Origin of the sequence: Enterobacter sp. DTU_2021_1002640_1_SI_PRY_ASU_LCPMC_013, assembly GCF_032389435.1 — a bacterium.
In the GTDB taxonomy this organism is placed as follows: domain Bacteria; phylum Pseudomonadota; class Gammaproteobacteria; order Enterobacterales; family Enterobacteriaceae; genus Enterobacter; species Enterobacter hormaechei_C.
The window spans coordinates 658,858-677,794 of sequence record NZ_CP135594.1 but is presented as its reverse complement, the minus strand read 5'-3'; the positions used below and the strand labels follow the sequence as shown (position 1 = coordinate 677,794).

Below are 18,937 nucleotides of genomic sequence, written 5' to 3'. Positions count from 1 at the left end.
GCAAGGACTGGATATGCTGATTCTGATTTCACCTGCCAAAACGCTCGACTACCAGAGCCCGCTCGCCACTGAGCGTTATACCCAGCCGGAATTGCTGGACTACTCGCAACAGCTGATCCACGAGGCGCGTAAGCTTTCGGCTCCGCAAATCGCCTCGCTGATGAGCATCAGCGATAAACTCGCCGACCTGAACGCCACCCGTTTTCATGAGTGGCAGCCTGACTTCACGCCCGCCAACGCCCGCCAGGCGCTGTTGGCCTTCAAAGGTGACGTCTACACTGGCCTGCAAGCAGAAACGTTTAGCGAAGCCGATTTCGATTTTGCCCAGCAGCATCTGCGCATGTTATCCGGCCTGTACGGGGTGCTTCGACCGCTGGATCTGATGCAGCCGTATCGTCTGGAGATGGGTATCCGCCTGGAAAACGCTAAAGGTAAAGATCTGTACCAGTTCTGGGGCGATGTCATTACCGACAAGCTTAACGCGGCGCTGCAAGCCCAGGGGGACAACGTGGTGATCAACCTGGCCTCCGATGAGTACTTCAAATCGGTGAAACCGAAGAAGCTGGATGCGGACATTATCAAGCCGGTATTCCTCGACGAGAAAAACGGCAAATTTAAAGTAATCAGCTTCTACGCCAAAAAAGCGCGCGGTCTGATGAGCCGCTTCATCATTCAAAACCGTCTGACGAAGCCAGAGCAGCTCACTGGCTTTAACAGTGAAGGGTATTTCTTCGACGAGGCATCGTCAGGAAAAAACGAGCTGGTGTTTAAGCGTCACGAGCAATAAAAGACAACCCCGCCAGCTGGCGGGGTTTGTGTTAATGGTGCTTCCGGTCCGGGCCCGGGCGACGATCGTCATGTCGGTGATGATCGTCACGATCGCGATGTTCATCGTGCGGACGCCAGTGGTTATCGCGCCAGTCATAGTGCGCTTTCCACCAGTCATGGTCGCGCCAGCGGCCGCCATCCCAGTAGTGCCCGTTATTATCCCGATCGCCAATTTGCAGTTTTACCGCTGGCACGAGGGTGATCTCAGCTGCCTGCACCGCCATGGGAGCGACCAGCATCAGTGAAAGCGCGATAAGTGCAGGTTTCAGTGTAGACATAGGTGACTCCTTATTCTTCTTGCCCAACGTGGGCCGATGTAAGGAGAGTACGTGATGGGGACGGGGGATGTTATTCTCTGCAATCCTAAACGCTAAGTGACCGCATTTATTGGGAATTTCTGCTTTTTTCCTGCTGTTTTTCTCCTTAATTTCTTCACAAAAAAGCCGGGTGGCGCTGCGCTTACCCGGCCTACGATGAGTTCGCCGTTGTAGGCCCGGTAAGGCGAAGCCGCCACCGGGCAGCACAATCACGCTCGGGTCATCATCAGCTTACGCAGCGCGGCAAAGTCTGCGGGCAGCTCATGAGACAGCAGCGGCAGGTCGGCGCGATCGGCCAGCTCTTTTGGTAGCGGCAGCGTTTCCCCCAGGATCGCTTCCACGCTCTCTTTGAACTTGGCCGGATGGGCGGTGCCAAGGAACAGGCCATACTCACCCGGTTGAAGCTGATCGCGCAGGGCACGATAGGCAATCGCCGCGTGCGGCTCAGAGGTATAGCCCACCGCTTTCAGCTCGCGCATGGTGGCTTTAGTGGTTTCGTCCGTCACCGCTGCGTAACCCAGATCGCCCAGACGCCAGACCTTACGGCGGAACAGCTCTTCCACACGCGGCCAGTTGTTAGGCTGTGACACATCCATCGCATTGGAGAGCGTGGCCTGAGTCGCGTTCGGCGCCCATTTTCCGTCCTTCAGGAAGCGCGGTACGGTGTCGTTGGCGTTGGTGGCGGCGATAAAACGCTTCACCGGCAGGCCGAGTGATTTCGCCAGCAGGCCTGCCGTCAGGTCGCCGAAGTTCCCACTTGGCACGGAAACCACCAGCTGATTGCGCGCGTCCTGCGGCAGCTGCGCCACCGCTTCGAAGTAGTAGCAGATCTGCGCCAGCAGACGGCTGATGTTGATGGAGTTGGCAGAGTTCAGCCCCAGCGCCGCCTTCAGATCTTCGTCATCGAAGGCCTGCTTCACCAGCGCCTGACAGGCATCGAAATCGCCGTCGATCGCCACGGTTTCAATGTTGCCCCCAAGGGTGCAGAACAGTTTTTCCTGAAGCGGGCTGATTTTGCCTTTCGGATAAAGGATCACCACGCGGACGTTTTTCAGGCCGTAGAACGCATGGGCCACCGCCGCTCCGGTATCGCCTGAAGTCGCGGTAAGAATGGTCACCTGTTTGTCGCCGCTGATGTGGGTCAGCATCTGCGCCATAAAGCGACCGCCGAAATCTTTGAACGCCAGCGTCGGACCGTGGAACAGCTCCAGACAACCAACGTCAGGCTCCACCTGCTTCACCGGCGCCGGGAAAGCAAACGCCGCACGCACGCGTTCTTCGAGCAGCTCCTGCGGGATTTCGTCGCCGATAAAGGCAGACAGAATTTTGGTGCTGCGGGTGACAAAGTCCTGCTTCAGCAGCTCATCGATTTCGGTCAGCTGAAATTCCGGCAGGTCGTGGGGGAAGAACAGCCCCTGATTTTTGCCAAGCCCCTGCGTTACCGCCTGCGCGAAGCTGACCTGCTCGTTATGATCTTTAAGGTTGTAGAGTTTCATTCGTTATCCCAGTACTCGTGCGCCAGCCGTGTCCAGACGGCAAATATGAACAAAGCCTTCCTGATTTTGCAGGTAGTGTTTAGAGAGCCAGTCCGCCACGCGCTGCGCGGTGTCTGGCTTGTCGCATAAGGCGAACAGCGTCGGGCCGGAGCCGGAGATGCCGCACGCCTGTGCGCCGATATCCATGGATGCCTGTCGCGCTTCGTTAAAGCCCGGCAGCAGCTTCGTGCGATACGGCTCGGCAATGACGTCTTTCATCAGTTTCGCCGCCAGCTGCGGCTGACGGGTGTAGCAGGCGTGAATAAAGCCCGCCAGATGACGCCCGTGGGCGATACAGTCCTGACGACGATACTGCGCTGGCAGGATCGCACGCGCTTCGGCGGTAGACACTTTAATGCCCGGATAGGCCAGCACCCACAGCCACTCATCAAACCCTGGCACCTGCTGGCTGATGATGCCATTTTCTTCAATCATCAGCTGCATGCCGCCAAGGAAGCACGGCGCCACGTTATCATAATGAATACTGCCGGAGATGCGCCCTTCCAGCTCGCCCATCAGCGCCAGCAGACGGCTGTTGTTCAGCGGCTTGCCGCAATGCTCATTCATCGCCACCAGCGCGGCGACCACCGAGCAGGCGCTCGAGCCCAGCCCCGAACCAATCGGCATGCTCTTTTCCAGCGTCATGGCGACCGGCACGTTTTTGCCGATCTCCTGACAGAAGCGTTCCCAGCACTGATAAACGATATTCTCGCGCGGTTCAGACGGCAGCTTACTGGCGAAGCGGCCGATGTTATTCAGGCTGAAGCGCTCTGCCGCCTCAACCGTAACCGTATCGCCCAGCAGCGAACCGTCCACCGGTGTGACCGCCGCGCCCAGCACGTCAAATCCGACGCTCATATTGGCGCTGGAAGCCGGGGCATATACTTTAATCATCTTAAACTCCTAACTTCCATGACAGGGTACGCAGCAGATCGGCAAACACGCCTGCCGCCGTCACATCATTCCCTGCGCCATAGCCGCGAAGCACCAGCGGCAGTGGCTGATAATAATGGCTGTAGAACGCCAGGGCGTTCTCGCCGTTTTTCACCTTGTACAGCGGATCGTTGCCATCCACTTCGGCAATCTTCACCCGGCAGACGCCGTCTTCTTCAATGTTGCCAACATAGCGCAATACCTTACCTTCATCACGGGCTTTCGCAACGCGTGCGGCAAAGGCGTCGTCAAGCTGCGGCAACCTGGCCATAAAGGCGCTGACGTCACCGCTGTCATCAAATTCTGCTGGCAGCACCGGCTCAATCACGATATCCGAAAGCTCCAGCTCGCGGCCAGTTTCGCGCGCCAGGATCAGCAGCTTACGCGCCACGTCCATGCCGGAGAGGTCGTCGCGCGGATCCGGCTCGGTGTAGCCCAGCTCGCGCGCGGCGCGGGTGGCTTCCGACAAGCTCATCCCTTCGTCCAGCTTGCCGAAGATAAATGACAGGGAGCCGGAGAGGATGCCGGAGAAACGCTGTAGTTCGTCGCCCGCGTTCAGCAGGTTTTGCAGGTTCTCGATGACCGGCAGGCCCGCGCCCACGTTGGTGTCATACAGAAACTTACGGCGCGACTTACTCGCCGCCAGCCGCAGCTGGTGATAGTAATCCATCGACGAGGTGTTGGCCTTTTTGTTTGGCGTCACCACGTGGAACCCTTCGCGCAGGAAGTCGGCGTACTGATCGGCCACCGCCTGGCTGGAGGTACAGTCAACGATCACCGGGTTAAGCAGGTGATATTCTTTCACCAGGCGGATCAGGCGGCCCAGGTTAAATGGCTCTTTCGCCTCTTCCAGCTCCGCCTGCCAGTTTTCCAGATTCAGACCGTGGACGTTAGTCAGCAACGCTTTCGAGTTCGCAATGCCGCAAACGCGCAGATCGATATGCTTCTTCTTAAGCCACTCCTGCTGGCGCTTCACCTGCTCCAGCAGCGCGCCACCGACACCACCGACGCCCACCAGGAACAGCTCAATCACCTGGTCGGTGTTGAACAGCATCTGATGCACCACGCGCACGCCGGTAGTGGCGTCATCGTTATCCACGACAACGGAAATGGAACGCTCTGATGAGCCCTGGGCAATCGCCACGATATTGATATTGGCCCGCGCCAGCGCGGCAAAGAATTTGGCGGAGATACCGCGCAGGGTGCGCATGCCGTCGCCGACCACAGAGATAATCGCCAGACGCTCCTGAATCGAGAGCGGCTCCAGCAGCTCTTCTTTCAGCTCCAGATAGAACTCTTCTTCCAGCGCGCGACGGGCACGCAGGCAATCACCCTGCGGAACGCAGAAGCTGATGCTGTATTCGGAAGAAGACTGCGTGATCAGCACCACGGAGATCCCGTTGCGGGACATAGCGGCAAAGACGCGTGCCGCCATGCCGACCATGCCCTTCATCCCCGGGCCGGAGACGCTGAACATCGCCATGTTATTGAGGTTAGAAATGCCTTTCACCGGCAGGTCATCTTCATCCGCGCTGGCGCCAATCAGCGTGCCCGGCGCCTGAGGGTTACCGGTATTCTTAATCAGGCAAGGGATTTGGAACTGGGCAATCGGGGAGATGGTACGCGGGTGAAGAACTTTAGCGCCGAAGTAGGAAAGCTCCATCGCTTCCTGGTACGACATCGACTTCAGCAGCCTGGCGTCCGGTACCTGGCGCGGATCGCAGGTATAAACGCCGTCGACGTCAGTCCAGATCTCACAGCAGTCCGCGCGTAAGCAGGCCGCCAGCACGGCGGCGGAGTAGTCAGAGCCGTTACGCCCCAGCACCACCAGTTCGCCCTTCTCGTTACCGGCGGTAAAGCCTGCCATCAGGATCATATGGTCAGACGGGATTTTGCTCGCCGCAATACGGCGTGTCGACTCGGCAATGTCGACGGTGGATTCAAGGTAGTGGCCCACAGCCAGCAGTTTTTCAACCGGATCGATGACCGTCACGTGGTGACCGCGCGCTTCCAGCACGCCTGCCATGATGGCGATAGAGAGTTTTTCACCCCGGCAAATCAGCGCCGCGTTGATGCTGTCCGGGCACTGACCAAGCAGGCTGATACCGTGAAGAACGTGTTTAATCTGGGCAAATTCAAGTTCAACGGTGCTTTTCAGCTGCGCCAGCGGGAAACCAGGCTGGGCGTCGGCCAGCCCCTGAAGCAGATCGGCAAAGATACGCTCGGCGTCGCTGATGTTCGGTAGTGCATCCTGACCACCGATGGTTTTTTCAATCATCGCCACCAGGTGGTTCGTGATTTTGGCCGGGGCAGAGAGCACGGTGGCAACCTGCCCCTGCCTGGCGTTGCTTTCCAGGATATCGGCAACACGCAGAAAACGTTCTGCATTTGCCACTGACGTACCGCCGAACTTCAACACTCGCATGGTTCTACCTCATTTCCTTTAGCCGAAAAAAAAGCCCGCACTGTTCAGGTGCGGGCTTTTTTCTGTTTTTCCTGTACGCGTCAGCCCGCATCGTTACCTGTGGTAATGATGATGGTTGTAGTAATGGTGGTGATGCTGATGCGTTTCATGGATGTTGTGTACTCTGTCATTATTATCTGTCTGTGCTCTATTCTTTTAGGGTTAAAGGATCGAGCCCCTTAAGTCAATGAATTTTTAATTCGATCACAATTCGGGATATTCTCACGTCCCGCTGCGGGCAGATTTATTTTCATCGGAATACCCCAGATGCAACCCCAGACATCAGCAGGATCGGCCATAATAAAAACCTATGACACTATTTTACTCGGCTAATTTTTTTTCAATATCATGAAGCAATCGGTGCAGCATTGCCGTGTCGCGCTGCTCAAGACGCCCCAGGCGCTGCTGTAACCAGTCCACCATTTTTTGATCGTCAGCGACGCCCAATTGCTCAAGAAGGTTATCTGCACGAACACGCAGTGCCGCCAGCTGGTTTTCATCCGAAACTGTCACCGGTGGCTGAGAAATTTGTATTAAGGATGCTAATTGATAGCAATAGACCATCACCGCCTGCCCCAGATTGAGTGACGGATAATCCGCCACCATCGGCGCGCCCGTCAGCACGTCAGCCAGCTCCAGCTCTTCGTTAGTCAGCCCGGAATCTTCTCGCCCAAACACCAGCGCGGCTTTCTCCAGCCACTGGCTTTTCTCTTCCAGCATCGGCACCAGTTCAGCAGGCGTGGCGTAATAGTGAAACTTCGCCCGGCTGCGCGCGGTCGTCGCGACGGTAAACGAAATATCGTGGAGTGCGTCGGCGAGCGTAGCGTAAGTGGTTATATTATCGAGAATATCACCCGAACCGTGCGCCACCCAGCGCGCAGCAGGCTCCAGATGCGCCGTGCTGTCCACAATACGCAAATCGGTAAACCCCATAGTCTTCATGGCACGCGCCGCAGCGCCAATATTTTCAGCTCTTGCTGGTGCCACCAGCACAATCGACAGATGCATTTACGCTCTCTTTTTAATCAGTTAGCAGGTAAAAATGTGATTCAGTTCAACATATTACGCAGCACGAATTTACAATTTTGCAACACAAATCACCGAAATAGCGTTTCATAACAATTAAAAAAAGCTAAACTATTTTGTGGCTGAACAATCAGTTAGAATGTTAACAGAAGTCCATTATCCTTATGTTTTGTAATGATAATGACCATATGAATACTCTTTTCTGATTGGATTCGTACCGTTTATCAATCAATGTCCGCAACTAGTTGGTTTATTGAAAAATTGTGACAAAGGCTAGCATTCAGCTACGATGATTTCATCAAACTGTTAACGTGCTACAATTGAACTTGATATATGTCAACGAAGCGTAGTTTTATTGGGTGTCCGGTGTCACTTAGCCTGTTATGTTGCTGTTAAAATGGTTAGGATGACAGCCGTTTTTGACACTGTCGGGTCCAAAGGGAAAGTACCCACGACCAAGCTAATGATGTTGTTGACGTTGATGGAAAGTGCATCAAGAACGCAATTACGTACTTTAGTCACGTTAAGCCGATCATGTTAATTTGCGACATGCATCAGGCAGGTCAGGGACTTTTGTACTTCCTGTTTCGATTTAGTTGGCAATTTAGGTAGCAAACATGCAGACCCCGCACATTCTTATCGTTGAAGACGAGTTGGTAACACGCAACACGTTAAAGAGCATTTTCGAAGCAGAAGGCTACGATGTCTTTGAAGCGACCGATGGCGCAGAGATGCATCAGATCCTTTCTGAAAATGATATCAACCTGGTGATTATGGATATCAACCTGCCGGGCAAAAACGGGCTTCTTCTGGCGCGCGAACTGCGTGAACAGGCGAACGTCGCGTTGATGTTCCTGACGGGCCGTGACAACGAGGTTGATAAAATTCTTGGTCTGGAAATCGGCGCGGATGACTACATCACCAAGCCGTTCAACCCTCGCGAGTTAACCATTCGTGCACGCAACCTGCTGTCCCGCACCATGAATCTGGGTACGGTAAGTGAAGAGCGTCGTAGCGTCGACAGCTACAAATTCAACGGCTGGGAACTTGATATCAATAGCCGTTCGCTGATTAGCCCGAACGGTGAGCAGTACAAACTGCCGCGCAGTGAATTCCGCGCGATGCTGCACTTCTGCGAGAACCCGGGCAAGATTCAGTCCCGTGCAGAACTGCTGAAGAAAATGACCGGTCGTGAGTTGAAGCCACACGATCGTACCGTTGACGTAACCATCCGTCGTATTCGTAAGCACTTCGAATCTACGCCGGATACGCCGGAAATCATCGCCACGATCCATGGTGAAGGCTATCGTTTCTGCGGTGACCTCCAGGAGTAATTCTCCCGTCACGCAGTAAAAAACGGCGCATTTGCGCCGTTTTTTTTTATCAATGCCACGGCATAATCGGTACCGCGCTTATCGCGTTTTTCGGTGAGCCGTCCACGACTTTGTCGGAATAAGCCAGATAAGCCAGGGTGTTACGCTTCGCGTCATAAAAACGGACCACCTGTAGCTTTTTGAACACCAGCGAGGTCCGTTTCTGGAATACGACGTCGCCCTGCGCTTTGCCGTTTTTGATTTTGTCACTCAATTCCACCGGGCCAACCTGCTGGCAGGAGATGGCCGCGTCAGACGTGTCTTCAGCCAGCCCCAGGCCGCCTTTAATCCCGCCGGTCTTTGCCCGGCTGACATAGCAGGTGACGTTTTTAACGTCCGGATCGTCAAAGGCTTCCACCACAATTTTGTGGTCCGGCCCAAACATTTTAAACACAGTATCCACGGAGCCAATTTGCTCCGCCTGTGCCACGCGCCCTGCCATCAGCGCCAGTGCTGCAAAGACTAAAACCTTGTATTTCATATTGTTACCATTCATAAAAATTACGCTGAGCGATTATTCAACAGGTTAGATAAAAATGTAGCAAGATCACAGCATTAGAATATATCCGCACATAAATCACTACAAAAAGCATTTATGCGCAAAAAAAACACTGAATGCTAAAACGTCAAAAAATGCTATTATCCGCTAACCTGTAAACAGGCACCTGCGGCAGTTTTAAGGATGAGGATAGTATATGGATCAGGCTGGAATTATTCGCGACCTGCTCACCTGGCTGGAAGGTCATCTCGACCAGCCTTTGTCACTGGATAATGTGGCGGCAAAAGCAGGCTATTCCAAGTGGCATCTGCAAAGGATGTTCAAGGATGTCACCGGTCATGCTATCGGTGCCTATATTCGCGCACGTCGTTTATCAAAGTCTGCTGTCGCGTTGCGCCTGACCGCGCGACCAATCCTGGATATTGCCCTGCAATATCGCTTCGATTCACAGCAAACCTTTACCCGCGCGTTTAAAAAACAGTTCTCGTTAACGCCAGCGCTTTATCGCCGCTCGCCGGACTGGAGCTCCTTTGGTATGCGCCCGCCGCTGCGTCTGGGCGAGTTTGCGATGCCAAAATATGAAATTATCACCCTGCCGGAAACGCACCTGGTCGGCACCACGCAGAGCTACTCCTGTTCCCTGGAGCAGATCTCCGAGTTCCGCCATCAGATGCGCGTTCAGTTCTGGCGCGAATTTTTAAGCTATGCTCCGGCGATCCCGCCGATTCTGTATGGCCTGAACGAAACGCATCCCAGCCAGGAAAAAGACGACGAGCAGGAAGTGTTCTATACCACGGCGCTGACGCCTGACATGGCGAACGGTTACATTCATGGCTCGAAGCCTGTCGTGGTGGAAGGCGGCGAGTATGTGATGTTCTCATACGAAGGTTTAGGAACGGGCGTTCAGGAGTTCATCCTGACCGTTTACGGGACCTGCATGCCGATGCTGAATCTGAATCGCCGTAAAGGTCAGGACATTGAGCGCTACTATCCGGCGCAAGATGCTAAACCGGAAGAAGGCCCTATCAATCTGCGTATGGAATTCCTGATTCCGGTACGTCGTTAACGCTGCAATTCGTCCAGAGCAGGGGCATCAAGATGCGAAATGTCCCCTGCCATCTCAACTACCCACCCCGATGCCAGCCAGGCACTTTCCTGATAGTCGATACGGGAAATGGAACAGTTGCGCAGACGCAAACGGCGTTCGGCGTAAGCCGGCAGTCCCAGAATGGTGCTCACCAGGCAACCCAGCGCGATACCGTGGCTTACCAGCAGCGGTCGGCTACCTGCCGGGAGTTTCAGGCACTCGGCCAGCGCGGCATGCATGCGCACGCTCAGCTCCTGCATGGATTCCCCTTCAGGGATGCGACCATCTTCAGTGCCGTTCACCAGCGTGCGGCGCCAGCCTTCTTCGGTTTCCGTCAGCGTATCGATAGGACGTTTTTCCAGCACGCCCATATCCAGCTCGCGCAGACGCGGTTCGAGGGTCACATCGCAGCCACAGGCATCGGCGATGATGCGTGCCGTCTGCTGCGTGCGGCCTAAATCACTGGAGATGACGTGAGTGATACCCAGCGTTCTGGCGCGCTCCGCCACCTGCCACGCTTGCTGCACACCTTTGTCGGTGAGAGGACTGTCTGACTGGCCTTGAATACGTCGCTCGGCGTTCCACTGCGTTTCACCGTGGCGAACAAGGTATACCTGTAACATGCTTTTTTTCCGTTATACTGCGATGAATTTTTTAAATCGAGCTTAATTATGCACCATGTTGTCTCTGCTACCACCAATCCTGCCAAAATTCAGGCAATTCTAAGGGCATTTGAAGAGATCTTCGGCGAAGGATCCTGCCATATTGACGCCGTCGGCGTCGAGAGCGGTGTGCCGGAACAGCCGTTTGGCAGCGAGGAAACACGCGCTGGCGCACGAAATCGCGTGGCGAATGCAAAAGCCGCCGCGCCAGACGCTGACTTCTGGGTCGCGATTGAAGCAGGCATCGACGAAGGGGCGACCTTCAGCTGGGTTGTCATCGAAAGCCGTGAGCAGCGCGGCGAAGCGCGTTCAGCCACGCTGCCGCTGCCGGAAGTCATACTGGAGAAAGTCCGCGCGGGTGAGGCGCTGGGGCCGGTAATGTCGCACTACACCGGCATTGATGAAATTGGTCGTAAAGAGGGGGCGATTGGCGTCTTTACGGGTGGCAAGCTTACGCGTTCAGGCGTTTACCACCAGGCCGTTATTCTGGCGTTAAGTCCGTTCCATAACGCGATTTATCGTTAAGTTTGCAGGCCGGATAAGGCGAAGCCGTCATCCGGCGTTTTTCAGCAATACCGCTTCCAGCCACTGACGCAGTTCAACCGGCGCCGACTTCAGGCTGTTTGAACCACGGGTGATGGTCGCGATGCCCGCGCCCAGCTCGTTTTTCAGCTCGCGCTGGCTCATTTCGCCGCGCAGCAGTTCCTCAATAATGCGTACCCGCGTGCCCAGCGCTTCGCGTTCATCGGGCGTCAGCATCAGCTGTAGCAACGGTAAATGCAGATCTTTGTCGTAAGACTGGCGGAGCAACTCCACAAAACGAAGCCACTCCTGATGACGCTGTTCGGCCATGGCCGAGGAATACGGGGAATGCTGGGTCATGTTATGCTGCCTCTTGTACTCATTAGCGAGTACAGCATAACACAACCCGCGCCGATCAGTAACGTCTCTGCCACTCGGCATCGCTCATCAGGGTATCTTTCTGCCCCATGAAGTAGCGATAGTAGGCGTCATAAGCCAGCACATTCTTCACATAGCCGCGCGTTTCCGAGAACGGAATGCTCTCGACAAACGCCACGGCGTCGATGCGCCCTGCGCTGTTGCCAAGCCATGTCCGCACGCGGCCAGGCCCGGCGTTGTACGCCGCTGACGCGAAGATACGGTTATTACCGAACTGCTGATAGACGTACTGCAAGTAGCTGGTACCGATGTTGATGTTAGTCTCCGGATCCAGCAGCTGGGACGGGCTGCTGTAGCCTGGAATATTAAACATCTTCACCGTGTGCGTCGCGGTACCCGGCATAATCTGCATCAGGCCGCTGGCACCCACCGGAGAACGCACTTTCGGGTTCCAGGCGCTCTCCTGACGGGCAATGGCCATCGCGTAGCTTTGCGGAATATCTTTGCCGCTGGTGTAGCGATCGAACAGATCCTTATAAGCCAGCGGGAAACGCTCTTCGAGATGATCCCACAGTTTGCCGGCGATCGTCGCTTGCACGCTCAGATCCCACCAGCGATTATCAAATGCATAGCGGGCAAGCTGCGCTTTCTCATCGGTGGTACGGCTGGTGACCAGATTCGCCCATTCGCTGCGCGCGGTATTATCCAGATTCCAGTACATCAGCTCGCGCACGCGCGCCATTTCCGGCCCCTGCGTCAGCGCCGGGTTCGCGTTGGCTGGCGCTTTGTCGATCTTCAGGGTGTACTCCTCGCCCAGACGCTGCGCCGCCGCCATCGGGTAGAATCCACGCTGCTGCATCAGGGAGTGGAGGATCTCTTTGGCTTCATCTTCACGACCACGTTCCAGCAGCATGTCCGCCTGCCAGTAACGCCATTCATCTTTCTCTTTGGCATCCATCGGCAGACGCGCCAGCCAGGTATTGAGGCCACGACGATCGCCCGTTCCCAGCGCCATGCGCACGCGACGCTCCACCAGCGAGACAGAGTTTGAACGCATCACCGCATCATCACGCCAGCGCGCCTGTTCGTCGGTGACATCTGTCCCCATCAGTCGCCATGCCACGATATCGCGCAGCTCCTGAGTTTGATCGTCATTAAGCTGCTGGGCCTGCACCAGCTGCGGGATCATCAGCCGGGCGTTTTCCACATCATCACGCGCCACGCTGGCAAAGGCCACCGCCGCCATCTGGCGGGTAAAATCGGTCGCGCCGGTGGTACGCGCAAACGTCAGCACGGTATTGGGATCGTTTGCCAGACTGATAACGGCAGACGCAATGGTCTGATAATCTGCGGGCATCTGGCCCGCCAGCACGGTGACCAGCCGGGTGTTTCCGGCCTTCATCGCCAGGCGAATACGTTCCAGGTAAGAGAGCGGATCCTGCTTGCCCGAGGCGCGCCAGGCGCTGAACAGCGGGTCACAGGCGTTTGGCTGGCTTTTGCCCGTCAACCACAGCTCTTTCGCGCCGGTCCAGGCTTCCTCCTGCTGACCGGTCGCCCATTTCGCATAATAGTAATTACACTGCGCTTCCGTCGCGCCCGGTTTATCCGGGCTGAAAGCCAGCAGGCCGCGCCAGTCTTCGCGACGGGCCAGCTCGTTCACAAACCGGGACTTCAGGGTGCGCGCAGGCGGCAGGGTCGGGTTCGCCTGAATGAAGTTATTCACGGTGACGGTCGGTTGATTCATGAGATCGTCCGTGATCTGACGATACTCAAGATACGGATACAGCGGATAATCCTTCAGCGTCGGCATCAGCGCCTGCACGGTATCCATCTGCTTGTTGTCCCATGCCTGTTTAATCTGGGCATAGCGGTTACGTTGTTCATCCAGTGAATCGGCATGCACCGCCTGGCTTACCGCCATTACGCATACGCTGGCAGCCAGCAGACGCCAGACCACCCGTTTGGCTTTTTCCACAAGCTCTTCCTCATTGTTTTTCGTCAGTTGCAGCGTCTTGCCACGTCAAAGTTACATCAACTTATGCTAACCAGGCATCCCACAACGCGCCACGTCATGGACACTTTTTTACCTTTCTTGCGCGTTTTAACACTCCCGACGTTCCTGGCTGGGATTAGGGCGTGAAAAAGGCTACACTTCGAGGCTGAAATTCATTCTCATCACGATAAAAGAGGCGAAGTCCAACGTGGCTCAATTCGTTTATACCATGCATCGTGTCGGCAAAGTTGTCCCGCCGAAACGTCATATTCTTAAAAATATCTCGCTGAGCTTCTTCCCGGGCGCAAAAATCGGTGTTCTGGGTCTCAACGGTGCCGGTAAGTCCACCCTGCTGCGCATCATGGCCGGCATCGATACAGACATCGAAGGTGAAGCCCGTCCGCAGCCTGGCATTAAGATCGGCTACCTGCCGCAGGAACCCCAGCTGAACCCGGAACACACCGTGCGTGAATCCGTTGAAGAAGCGGTATCCGAGGTGGTTAACGCCCTGAAAGGTCTGGATGAAGTGTATGCCAAATACGCCGAGCCGGATGCGGACTTCGACAAACTGGCCGCTCAGCAGGGCAAATATGAAGAGATTATCCAGGCGCACGACGGTCACAACCTGAACGTGCAGCTGGAGCGCGCGGCTGATGCCCTGCGTCTGCCAGACTGGGATGCGAAAATCGCTAACCTGTCCGGTGGTGAACGCCGCCGCGTGGCGCTGTGCCGCCTGCTGCTGGAAAAACCAGACATGCTGCTGCTCGACGAACCTACCAACCACCTGGATGCGGAATCCGTGGCGTGGCTGGAGCGCTTCCTGCACGACTTCGAAGGCACCGTGGTGGCGATTACCCACGACCGTTACTTCCTCGACAACGTTGCGGGCTGGATCCTGGAGCTGGACCGCGGCGAAGGTATTCCGTGGGAAGGCAACTACTCCTCCTGGCTGGAGCAGAAAGATCAGCGTCTGGCGCAGGAAGCATCTCAGGAAGCGGCGCGTCGTAAGTCTATCGAGAAAGAGCTGGAGTGGGTGCGTCAGGGCGCGAAAGGCCGTCAGTCCAAGGGCAAAGCACGTCTGGCACGCTTCGAAGAGCTGAACAACACTGAATACCAGAAACGTAACGAAACCAACGAACTGTTTATTCCACCTGGCGCACGTCTGGGGGATAAAGTGGTTGAAGTGACCAACCTGCGTAAGTCCTACGGCGACCGTCTGCTGATCGACGACCTGACCTTCTCCGTGCCGAAAGGCGCTATCGTTGGCATCATCGGTCCGAACGGCGCAGGTAAATCGACCCTGTTCCGCATGATGTCCGGTCAGGAACAGCCTGACAGCGGCTCTATCACCCTGGGTGAAACCGTGAAGCTGGCTTCCGTGGACCAATTCCGCGACGCAATGGATAACAGCAAAACCGTGTGGGAAGAGGTTTCCGGCGGTCTGGATATCATGCGTATCGGCAACACCGAGATGCCAAGCCGCGCTTACGTTGGCCGCTTTAACTTTAAGGGCACTGACCAGGGCAAACGCGTGGGCGAGCTGTCCGGCGGTGAGCGCGGTCGTCTGCACCTGGCGAAGCTGCTCCAGGTTGGCGGCAACGTTCTGCTGCTTGATGAACCTACCAACGACCTGGACATCGAAACCCTGCGCGCGCTGGAAAACGCCCTGCTGGAGTTCCCGGGCTGCGCGATGGTTATCTCGCACGACCGCTGGTTCCTGGACCGCATCGCAACCCACATCCTGGACTACCAGGACGAAGGTAAGGTGGAGTTCTTCGAAGGTAACTTCACCGAATACGAAGAGTACAAGAAACGCACGCTGGGCGCAGACGCGCTGGAGCCGAAGCGTATTAAGTACAAGCGTATTGCGAAATAAAAGCAAAACGGCAACTTCGGTTGCCGTTTTTTATGTTTGTACCCTCTCCCCGTGGGAGAGGGCCAGGGTGAGGTCATCAGGCCGCACAGTGTGTAGGCCGGGTAAGGCGAAGCCGCCACCCGGCTTTTTTATTTGCCCACGTAATACCGCTTCACCTCATCAAACTGCATCGCAAAGTCGATATAGCTCATCAGCGCAGGCGAATTGAGCTTACGGCTCGGGTAGGCCAGCCACAGATCGTTTCCCTCAACGCTCCACGCCGGCAGCACCTTCACCAGCGCGCCCTTTTCGATCTTATCTTCCAGCAGGAATGCGGGTAACAGCGTGATCCCTGCCCCGGCAATGGCGCATTCCCTGGCGTACACCAGGTTATCGGTCATATGGGCGTTATCCGGCAGATACCGATAATCCTCACTCTCGCTTCGCAGAAGCCACTCCGACCATGCCCGGTGCGTAATGCAGCGGTGCTCCACCAGCTGTCGGGGATGGATTAACGGCGCCCGACGCGCCAGGTAGTGGGGCGAGGCCAGCATGTAGCGTGGGCAGTGCCCAATCATCCGGCCAATCAGGGAAGAATCCTGCGGTTTGCCGGTGCGCAGCGCCACGTCAAAGCCAGACTCGACCAGATCCACCACGTCGTCTGAGATCGACACATCCAGCGACACGTCCGGATAGCGAAGCTGGAACTCGGCATTCATATGCGCCAGCAGCGTTGCGCCAATTCCCGCCGGACAGGTGATCCGCAGCCGCCCGCTGGGGTTTTCGCGCAGCCGCTGAATGGCATACTCCGCGCGCTCGCTGGCCGCCAGCATCTCGCGACAGTGCACCAGATAGTGCTCGCCTGCAAACGTCAGGCTGATCCTGCGCGTGGTGCGATTCAACAGACGGATCCCCACCTGCTGCTCCAGCTGGCTAATCCGCTGGCTGACGCTGGATTTCGGCAGTTCCGCCTTCTGCGCCGCCGCGGTAAAGCTGCCCATCTCGGCCACCAGCGCAAACAGCGCCATATCCTGAAGCTGTTTAAACATGATTGTTCACCCTGTACGAACGCTGAGTTCTGGATTGTCCATCTTATCATGCAGCTGACCACTTAATAAACTAGCCTCAACAAAACGCATGCCATTGAGGAGCACACCATGTCAGTGAAAGCCATTGCCGTTAACCCGGAAAATCCGTCCACCTTCGTTGAAATCACTCCGCCGATGCCGCAGCCCGGTGAACACGATCTGCTGGTGGAGGTAAAAGCCGTCTCCGTAAACCCGGTGGACACCAAGGTACATGCAGGCATTGCCAAAAGCGGACTGAAGGAGCCGCGCATTCTCGGGTGGGATGCCAGCGGTATCGTACAAGCCGTTGGGGCTGGCGTCACCGGATTCAAACCGGGTGACGAAGTGTGGTACGCAGGGGATATCACCCGTCCGGGCAGTAATACCACGCACCAGCTGATCGATGCGCGCATTGTCGGGCACAAGCCTGCAAGCCTTGACTGGGCCGCCGCGGCTGCATTGCCGCTGACGGCGCTCACCGCGTGGGAAGGCCTGTTTGAACGGCTGAAGATTCAGGATGCCGACGCAGATAAAACGCTGCTGATAATTGGCGGCGCGGGTGGAGTCGGATCGCTGGCGATCCCGTTTGCGAAGCACAACAGCAAGGTGAAGATCGTCGCAACCGCTTCACGAGAAGATTCCGCCCGGTGGTGTCGCGATCGCGGGGCTGACATTGTCGTAAATTACCGCGACCTGAAGGGTGAACTGGCGAAACAGGGGCTCACCTTTGTGGATTACATTTTTATCCTCAACGATACCGACGGGCACTGGGATGCGGTCAGCGATCTGATTGCCCCTCAGGGAGACATTTGTTCCATCGTTGAAAACGCGCATCCGCTGAACCAGGACAAGCTGAAGTCCAAATCTGCCGCCCTGCACTGGGAATTTATGTACACCCGTAGCATGTACCAGACCACGGATATGGCGCGTCAGGGTGAGATTTTAGATGAGGTGGCGAAGCTGGTGGATAACGGCATGGTGGAAAGCTCGCTCAGCGAAACGCTGCACGGGCTAAGCGTGGAAAGCATTACCGAAGCGCACCGCAAGGTGCTGGAGGGGCATATGCGTGGGAAGGTGGTGGTTGAGTATTGAGTGGACTGATTCCCTCACCCCGGCCCTCTCCCAAAGGGAGAGGGTTAGGGTGAGGGGTGAGTTTTTTACCCCTGCTCCCCCATCATCTCCTTCACCAGCTCGACGCAGCGCAGGAAGCGGGAGTCGTAGTCCGACTCTTCCACATGGACAAACTCAACGTTGTTCTCGTTAAGCATCTCTACCAGCATGGTCTGGAACTCCCGCCTGTCCACCGAGCTGCCCAGGCTGCGCATGCCGTCGGCCACCCACGGGGTGTTGTTTTCCAGCAGGATCACCAGGTCAAAGCGGTATTCGTCAATCAGCGCCTGCACAAACGGGTGCTCGCGCCCTTCGTACTTTTTGCAGAACGCCTGCGTGGTGACGAAATCGGTATCAATAAAGGCGACTTTATTGGCGTATTTCACCGCAAAATCAATGTACTGGGCATGACCGAGCGCGATTTTATCGTAGTCGGAATACTGCAACGCCATCTCGTCGCCGCCAAGGTGTGAGAAGACGTAATCGCGACCATACTCCCACGCACTGGTGGTATTGAAGATGTTAGCCAGCTTATTTACCAGCGTCGATTTCCCGCTCGACTCGCCGCCGAGGATCGCCACCGTACGCACGAAGAACGGCTTCACCTCGGTCGGGATGTAGTCCCAGTAACGGAACGGGTTCTCGCGGATCTGCGCCCCGCTGATGTTCATGAAGGTGCGTTTAGGATCGATCAGCACCGTCTCGATGCCCAGATGCTCGCGGAACTGCGGCGCGTCGGACTCTTCAGAAGTGTAGATCCAGTTAGGCGCAATGCCCTTCTCTTCCATAAACGCTTTGATGCCGTTGCTCCACACGTCCCAGCCGTGCGGATACGGCTCCATGCCCTCTTCGTTAAAGGCATGAATACGAATGTTTTTCTGATACTTAAAGGTCTGAAGCAGCCAGCGCAGGCGGTCTGACACAGTGGGCTGCTGCGACATGGCGCTGTCTTCGAACAGCTGACGGTCGCGGGTTTCATCGTAGCCCATGATGATGTGCAGCTCGTCCACCTGGCTACAGGCGCGCTGGATCAGATAGATATGCCCGGTATGCAGCGGGTAAAACTTGCCGAACACCACACCGATGTTCTTTTGCATACGCGGGAATTCCAGCCCCAGAAAGCGGTGCAGTGCTTCGAGCTTCTGCGCGCTGGGGCTTTTGATTTTGGCGTTCAGCAGCTGGCTCAGGTAGCCTTTGGTCATGCCGCTGGCGTCCGCCACCTGCTGCAGCGTGCAGCCCTTCTGGCGGATTGCGGTCTTGATGTAGTCAAATGATGACATAAATTACG

General features: G+C 56.1%; 19 protein-coding genes and 1 other annotated feature. Of the genes, 6 read left to right on the top strand and 13 right to left on the bottom strand.

Annotation, left to right across the window (positions count from 1 at the left end; genetic code table 11):
- Positions 1–13 precede the first annotated feature (13 nt).
- Positions 14–787, top strand: coding sequence for a peroxide stress protein YaaA (gene yaaA, locus RS584_RS03300; RefSeq protein WP_022650381.1), 774 nt, complete (start codon positions 14–16; stop codon positions 785–787).
- A gap of 31 nt (positions 788–818) precedes the next feature.
- Here yaaA and RS584_RS03295 read toward each other — a convergent pair whose 3' ends face one another.
- The 7 genes from RS584_RS03295 to yjjY all read right to left on the bottom strand — a co-directional run bounded on the left by RS584_RS03295 (position 819) and on the right by yjjY (position 7,625).
- Entirely contained in the window at positions 819–1,106 is a 288-nt protein-coding gene (locus tag RS584_RS03295) for a DUF2502 domain-containing protein (protein WP_015572627.1), read from the bottom strand.
- Positions 1,107–1,354: 248 nt separating this feature from the next.
- The gene (gene thrC, locus RS584_RS03290) at positions 1,355–2,641 is read right to left on the bottom strand and encodes a threonine synthase (RefSeq protein ID WP_315748933.1); all 1,287 of its coding nucleotides are present in this window, start codon (positions 2,639–2,641) and stop codon (positions 1,355–1,357) included.
- Between the two features lie 3 nt (positions 2,642–2,644).
- Complete coding sequence (thrB, locus tag RS584_RS03285; protein ID WP_315748932.1) at positions 2,645–3,574, bottom strand: homoserine kinase; 930 nt, start codon at positions 3,572–3,574, stop codon at positions 2,645–2,647.
- 1 nt (position 3,575) lies between these two features.
- Positions 3,576–6,038 (bottom strand): bifunctional aspartate kinase/homoserine dehydrogenase I, encoded by a 2,463-nt coding sequence (gene thrA, locus RS584_RS03280; RefSeq protein ID WP_023295899.1) that lies wholly within the window; start codon positions 6,036–6,038, stop codon positions 3,576–3,578.
- Between the two features lie 24 nt (positions 6,039–6,062).
- Positions 6,063–6,180 (bottom strand) — a sequence feature (Thr leader region).
- Complete coding sequence (gene thrL / locus RS584_RS03275; RefSeq protein ID WP_015572623.1) at positions 6,119–6,187, bottom strand: thr operon leader peptide; 69 nt, start codon at positions 6,185–6,187, stop codon at positions 6,119–6,121. It overlaps the preceding feature by 62 nt.
- Before the next feature lie 211 nt (positions 6,188–6,398).
- Positions 6,399–7,085: a tRNA/rRNA methyltransferase gene (locus tag RS584_RS03270; protein ID WP_017383824.1), complete on the bottom strand. Its 687-nt coding sequence runs from the start codon at positions 7,083–7,085 to the stop codon at positions 6,399–6,401.
- 399 nt (positions 7,086–7,484) lie between these two features.
- A complete protein-coding gene (gene yjjY, locus RS584_RS03265; protein WP_001541509.1) occupies positions 7,485–7,625 on the bottom strand; it encodes a protein YjjY in 141 nt (46 codons plus the stop codon).
- Positions 7,626–7,720: 95 nt separating this feature from the next.
- On the opposite strand from yjjY, the gene arcA reads away from it, so the two are divergent.
- Positions 7,721–8,437: a two-component system response regulator ArcA gene (gene arcA, locus RS584_RS03260; protein ID WP_003856501.1), complete on the top strand. Its 717-nt coding sequence runs from the start codon at positions 7,721–7,723 to the stop codon at positions 8,435–8,437.
- Positions 8,438–8,486: 49 nt separating this feature from the next.
- Here arcA and creA read toward each other — a convergent pair whose 3' ends face one another.
- Positions 8,487–8,957, bottom strand: coding sequence for a protein CreA (gene creA, locus RS584_RS03255; RefSeq protein WP_017383825.1), 471 nt, complete (start codon positions 8,955–8,957; stop codon positions 8,487–8,489).
- Positions 8,958–9,171: 214 nt separating this feature from the next.
- Between creA and robA the strand changes: the two genes are divergently transcribed.
- Positions 9,172–10,041: an MDR efflux pump AcrAB transcriptional activator RobA gene (gene robA, locus RS584_RS03250; RefSeq protein ID WP_315748931.1), complete on the top strand. Its 870-nt coding sequence runs from the start codon at positions 9,172–9,174 to the stop codon at positions 10,039–10,041.
- Here the strand turns inward: robA and gpmB are convergent.
- Positions 10,038–10,685 (bottom strand): 2,3-diphosphoglycerate-dependent phosphoglycerate mutase GpmB, encoded by a 648-nt coding sequence (gene gpmB, locus RS584_RS03245; RefSeq protein WP_006810187.1) that lies wholly within the window; start codon positions 10,683–10,685, stop codon positions 10,038–10,040. The genes robA and gpmB overlap by 4 nt on opposite strands.
- Before the next feature lie 48 nt (positions 10,686–10,733).
- On the opposite strand from gpmB, the gene yjjX reads away from it, so the two are divergent.
- On the top strand, positions 10,734–11,249 hold the full coding sequence (gene yjjX, locus RS584_RS03240; protein WP_015572619.1) for an inosine/xanthosine triphosphatase: 516 nt from the start codon (positions 10,734–10,736) through the stop codon (positions 11,247–11,249).
- A 27-nt stretch (positions 11,250–11,276) separates the two neighbouring features.
- On the opposite strand, the gene trpR is transcribed toward yjjX, so the two are convergent.
- Both trpR and sltY read right to left on the bottom strand, forming a co-directional pair.
- The gene (trpR, locus tag RS584_RS03235) at positions 11,277–11,606 is read right to left on the bottom strand and encodes a trp operon repressor (protein ID WP_003856511.1); all 330 of its coding nucleotides are present in this window, start codon (positions 11,604–11,606) and stop codon (positions 11,277–11,279) included.
- Positions 11,607–11,661: 55 nt separating this feature from the next.
- Positions 11,662–13,599, bottom strand: coding sequence for a murein transglycosylase (gene sltY / locus RS584_RS03230; protein ID WP_017694548.1), 1,938 nt, complete (start codon positions 13,597–13,599; stop codon positions 11,662–11,664).
- Positions 13,600–13,825: 226 nt separating this feature from the next.
- On the opposite strand from sltY, the gene ettA reads away from it, so the two are divergent.
- Positions 13,826–15,493 carry an energy-dependent translational throttle protein EttA gene (ettA, locus tag RS584_RS03225; protein WP_006810191.1) on the top strand — a complete coding sequence of 556 codons (1,668 nt, stop codon included), beginning with the start codon at positions 13,826–13,828 and terminating at the stop codon, positions 15,491–15,493.
- A 128-nt stretch (positions 15,494–15,621) separates the two neighbouring features.
- Here the strand turns inward: ettA and RS584_RS03220 are convergent, their stop codons facing one another.
- Entirely contained in the window at positions 15,622–16,521 is a 900-nt protein-coding gene (locus RS584_RS03220; RefSeq protein ID WP_015572618.1) for a LysR family transcriptional regulator, read from the bottom strand.
- 108 nt (positions 16,522–16,629) lie between these two features.
- Between RS584_RS03220 and RS584_RS03215 the strand changes: the two genes are divergently transcribed.
- Positions 16,630–17,631, top strand: coding sequence for a zinc-binding alcohol dehydrogenase family protein (locus RS584_RS03215; protein WP_315748930.1), 1,002 nt, complete (start codon positions 16,630–16,632; stop codon positions 17,629–17,631).
- 65 nt (positions 17,632–17,696) lie between these two features.
- Here RS584_RS03215 and nadR read toward each other — a convergent pair whose 3' ends face one another.
- The gene (gene nadR / locus RS584_RS03210) at positions 17,697–18,929 is read right to left on the bottom strand and encodes a multifunctional transcriptional regulator/nicotinamide-nucleotide adenylyltransferase/ribosylnicotinamide kinase NadR (RefSeq protein ID WP_193940856.1); all 1,233 of its coding nucleotides are present in this window, start codon (positions 18,927–18,929) and stop codon (positions 17,697–17,699) included.
- Between the last annotated feature and the right edge of the window lie 8 nt (positions 18,930–18,937).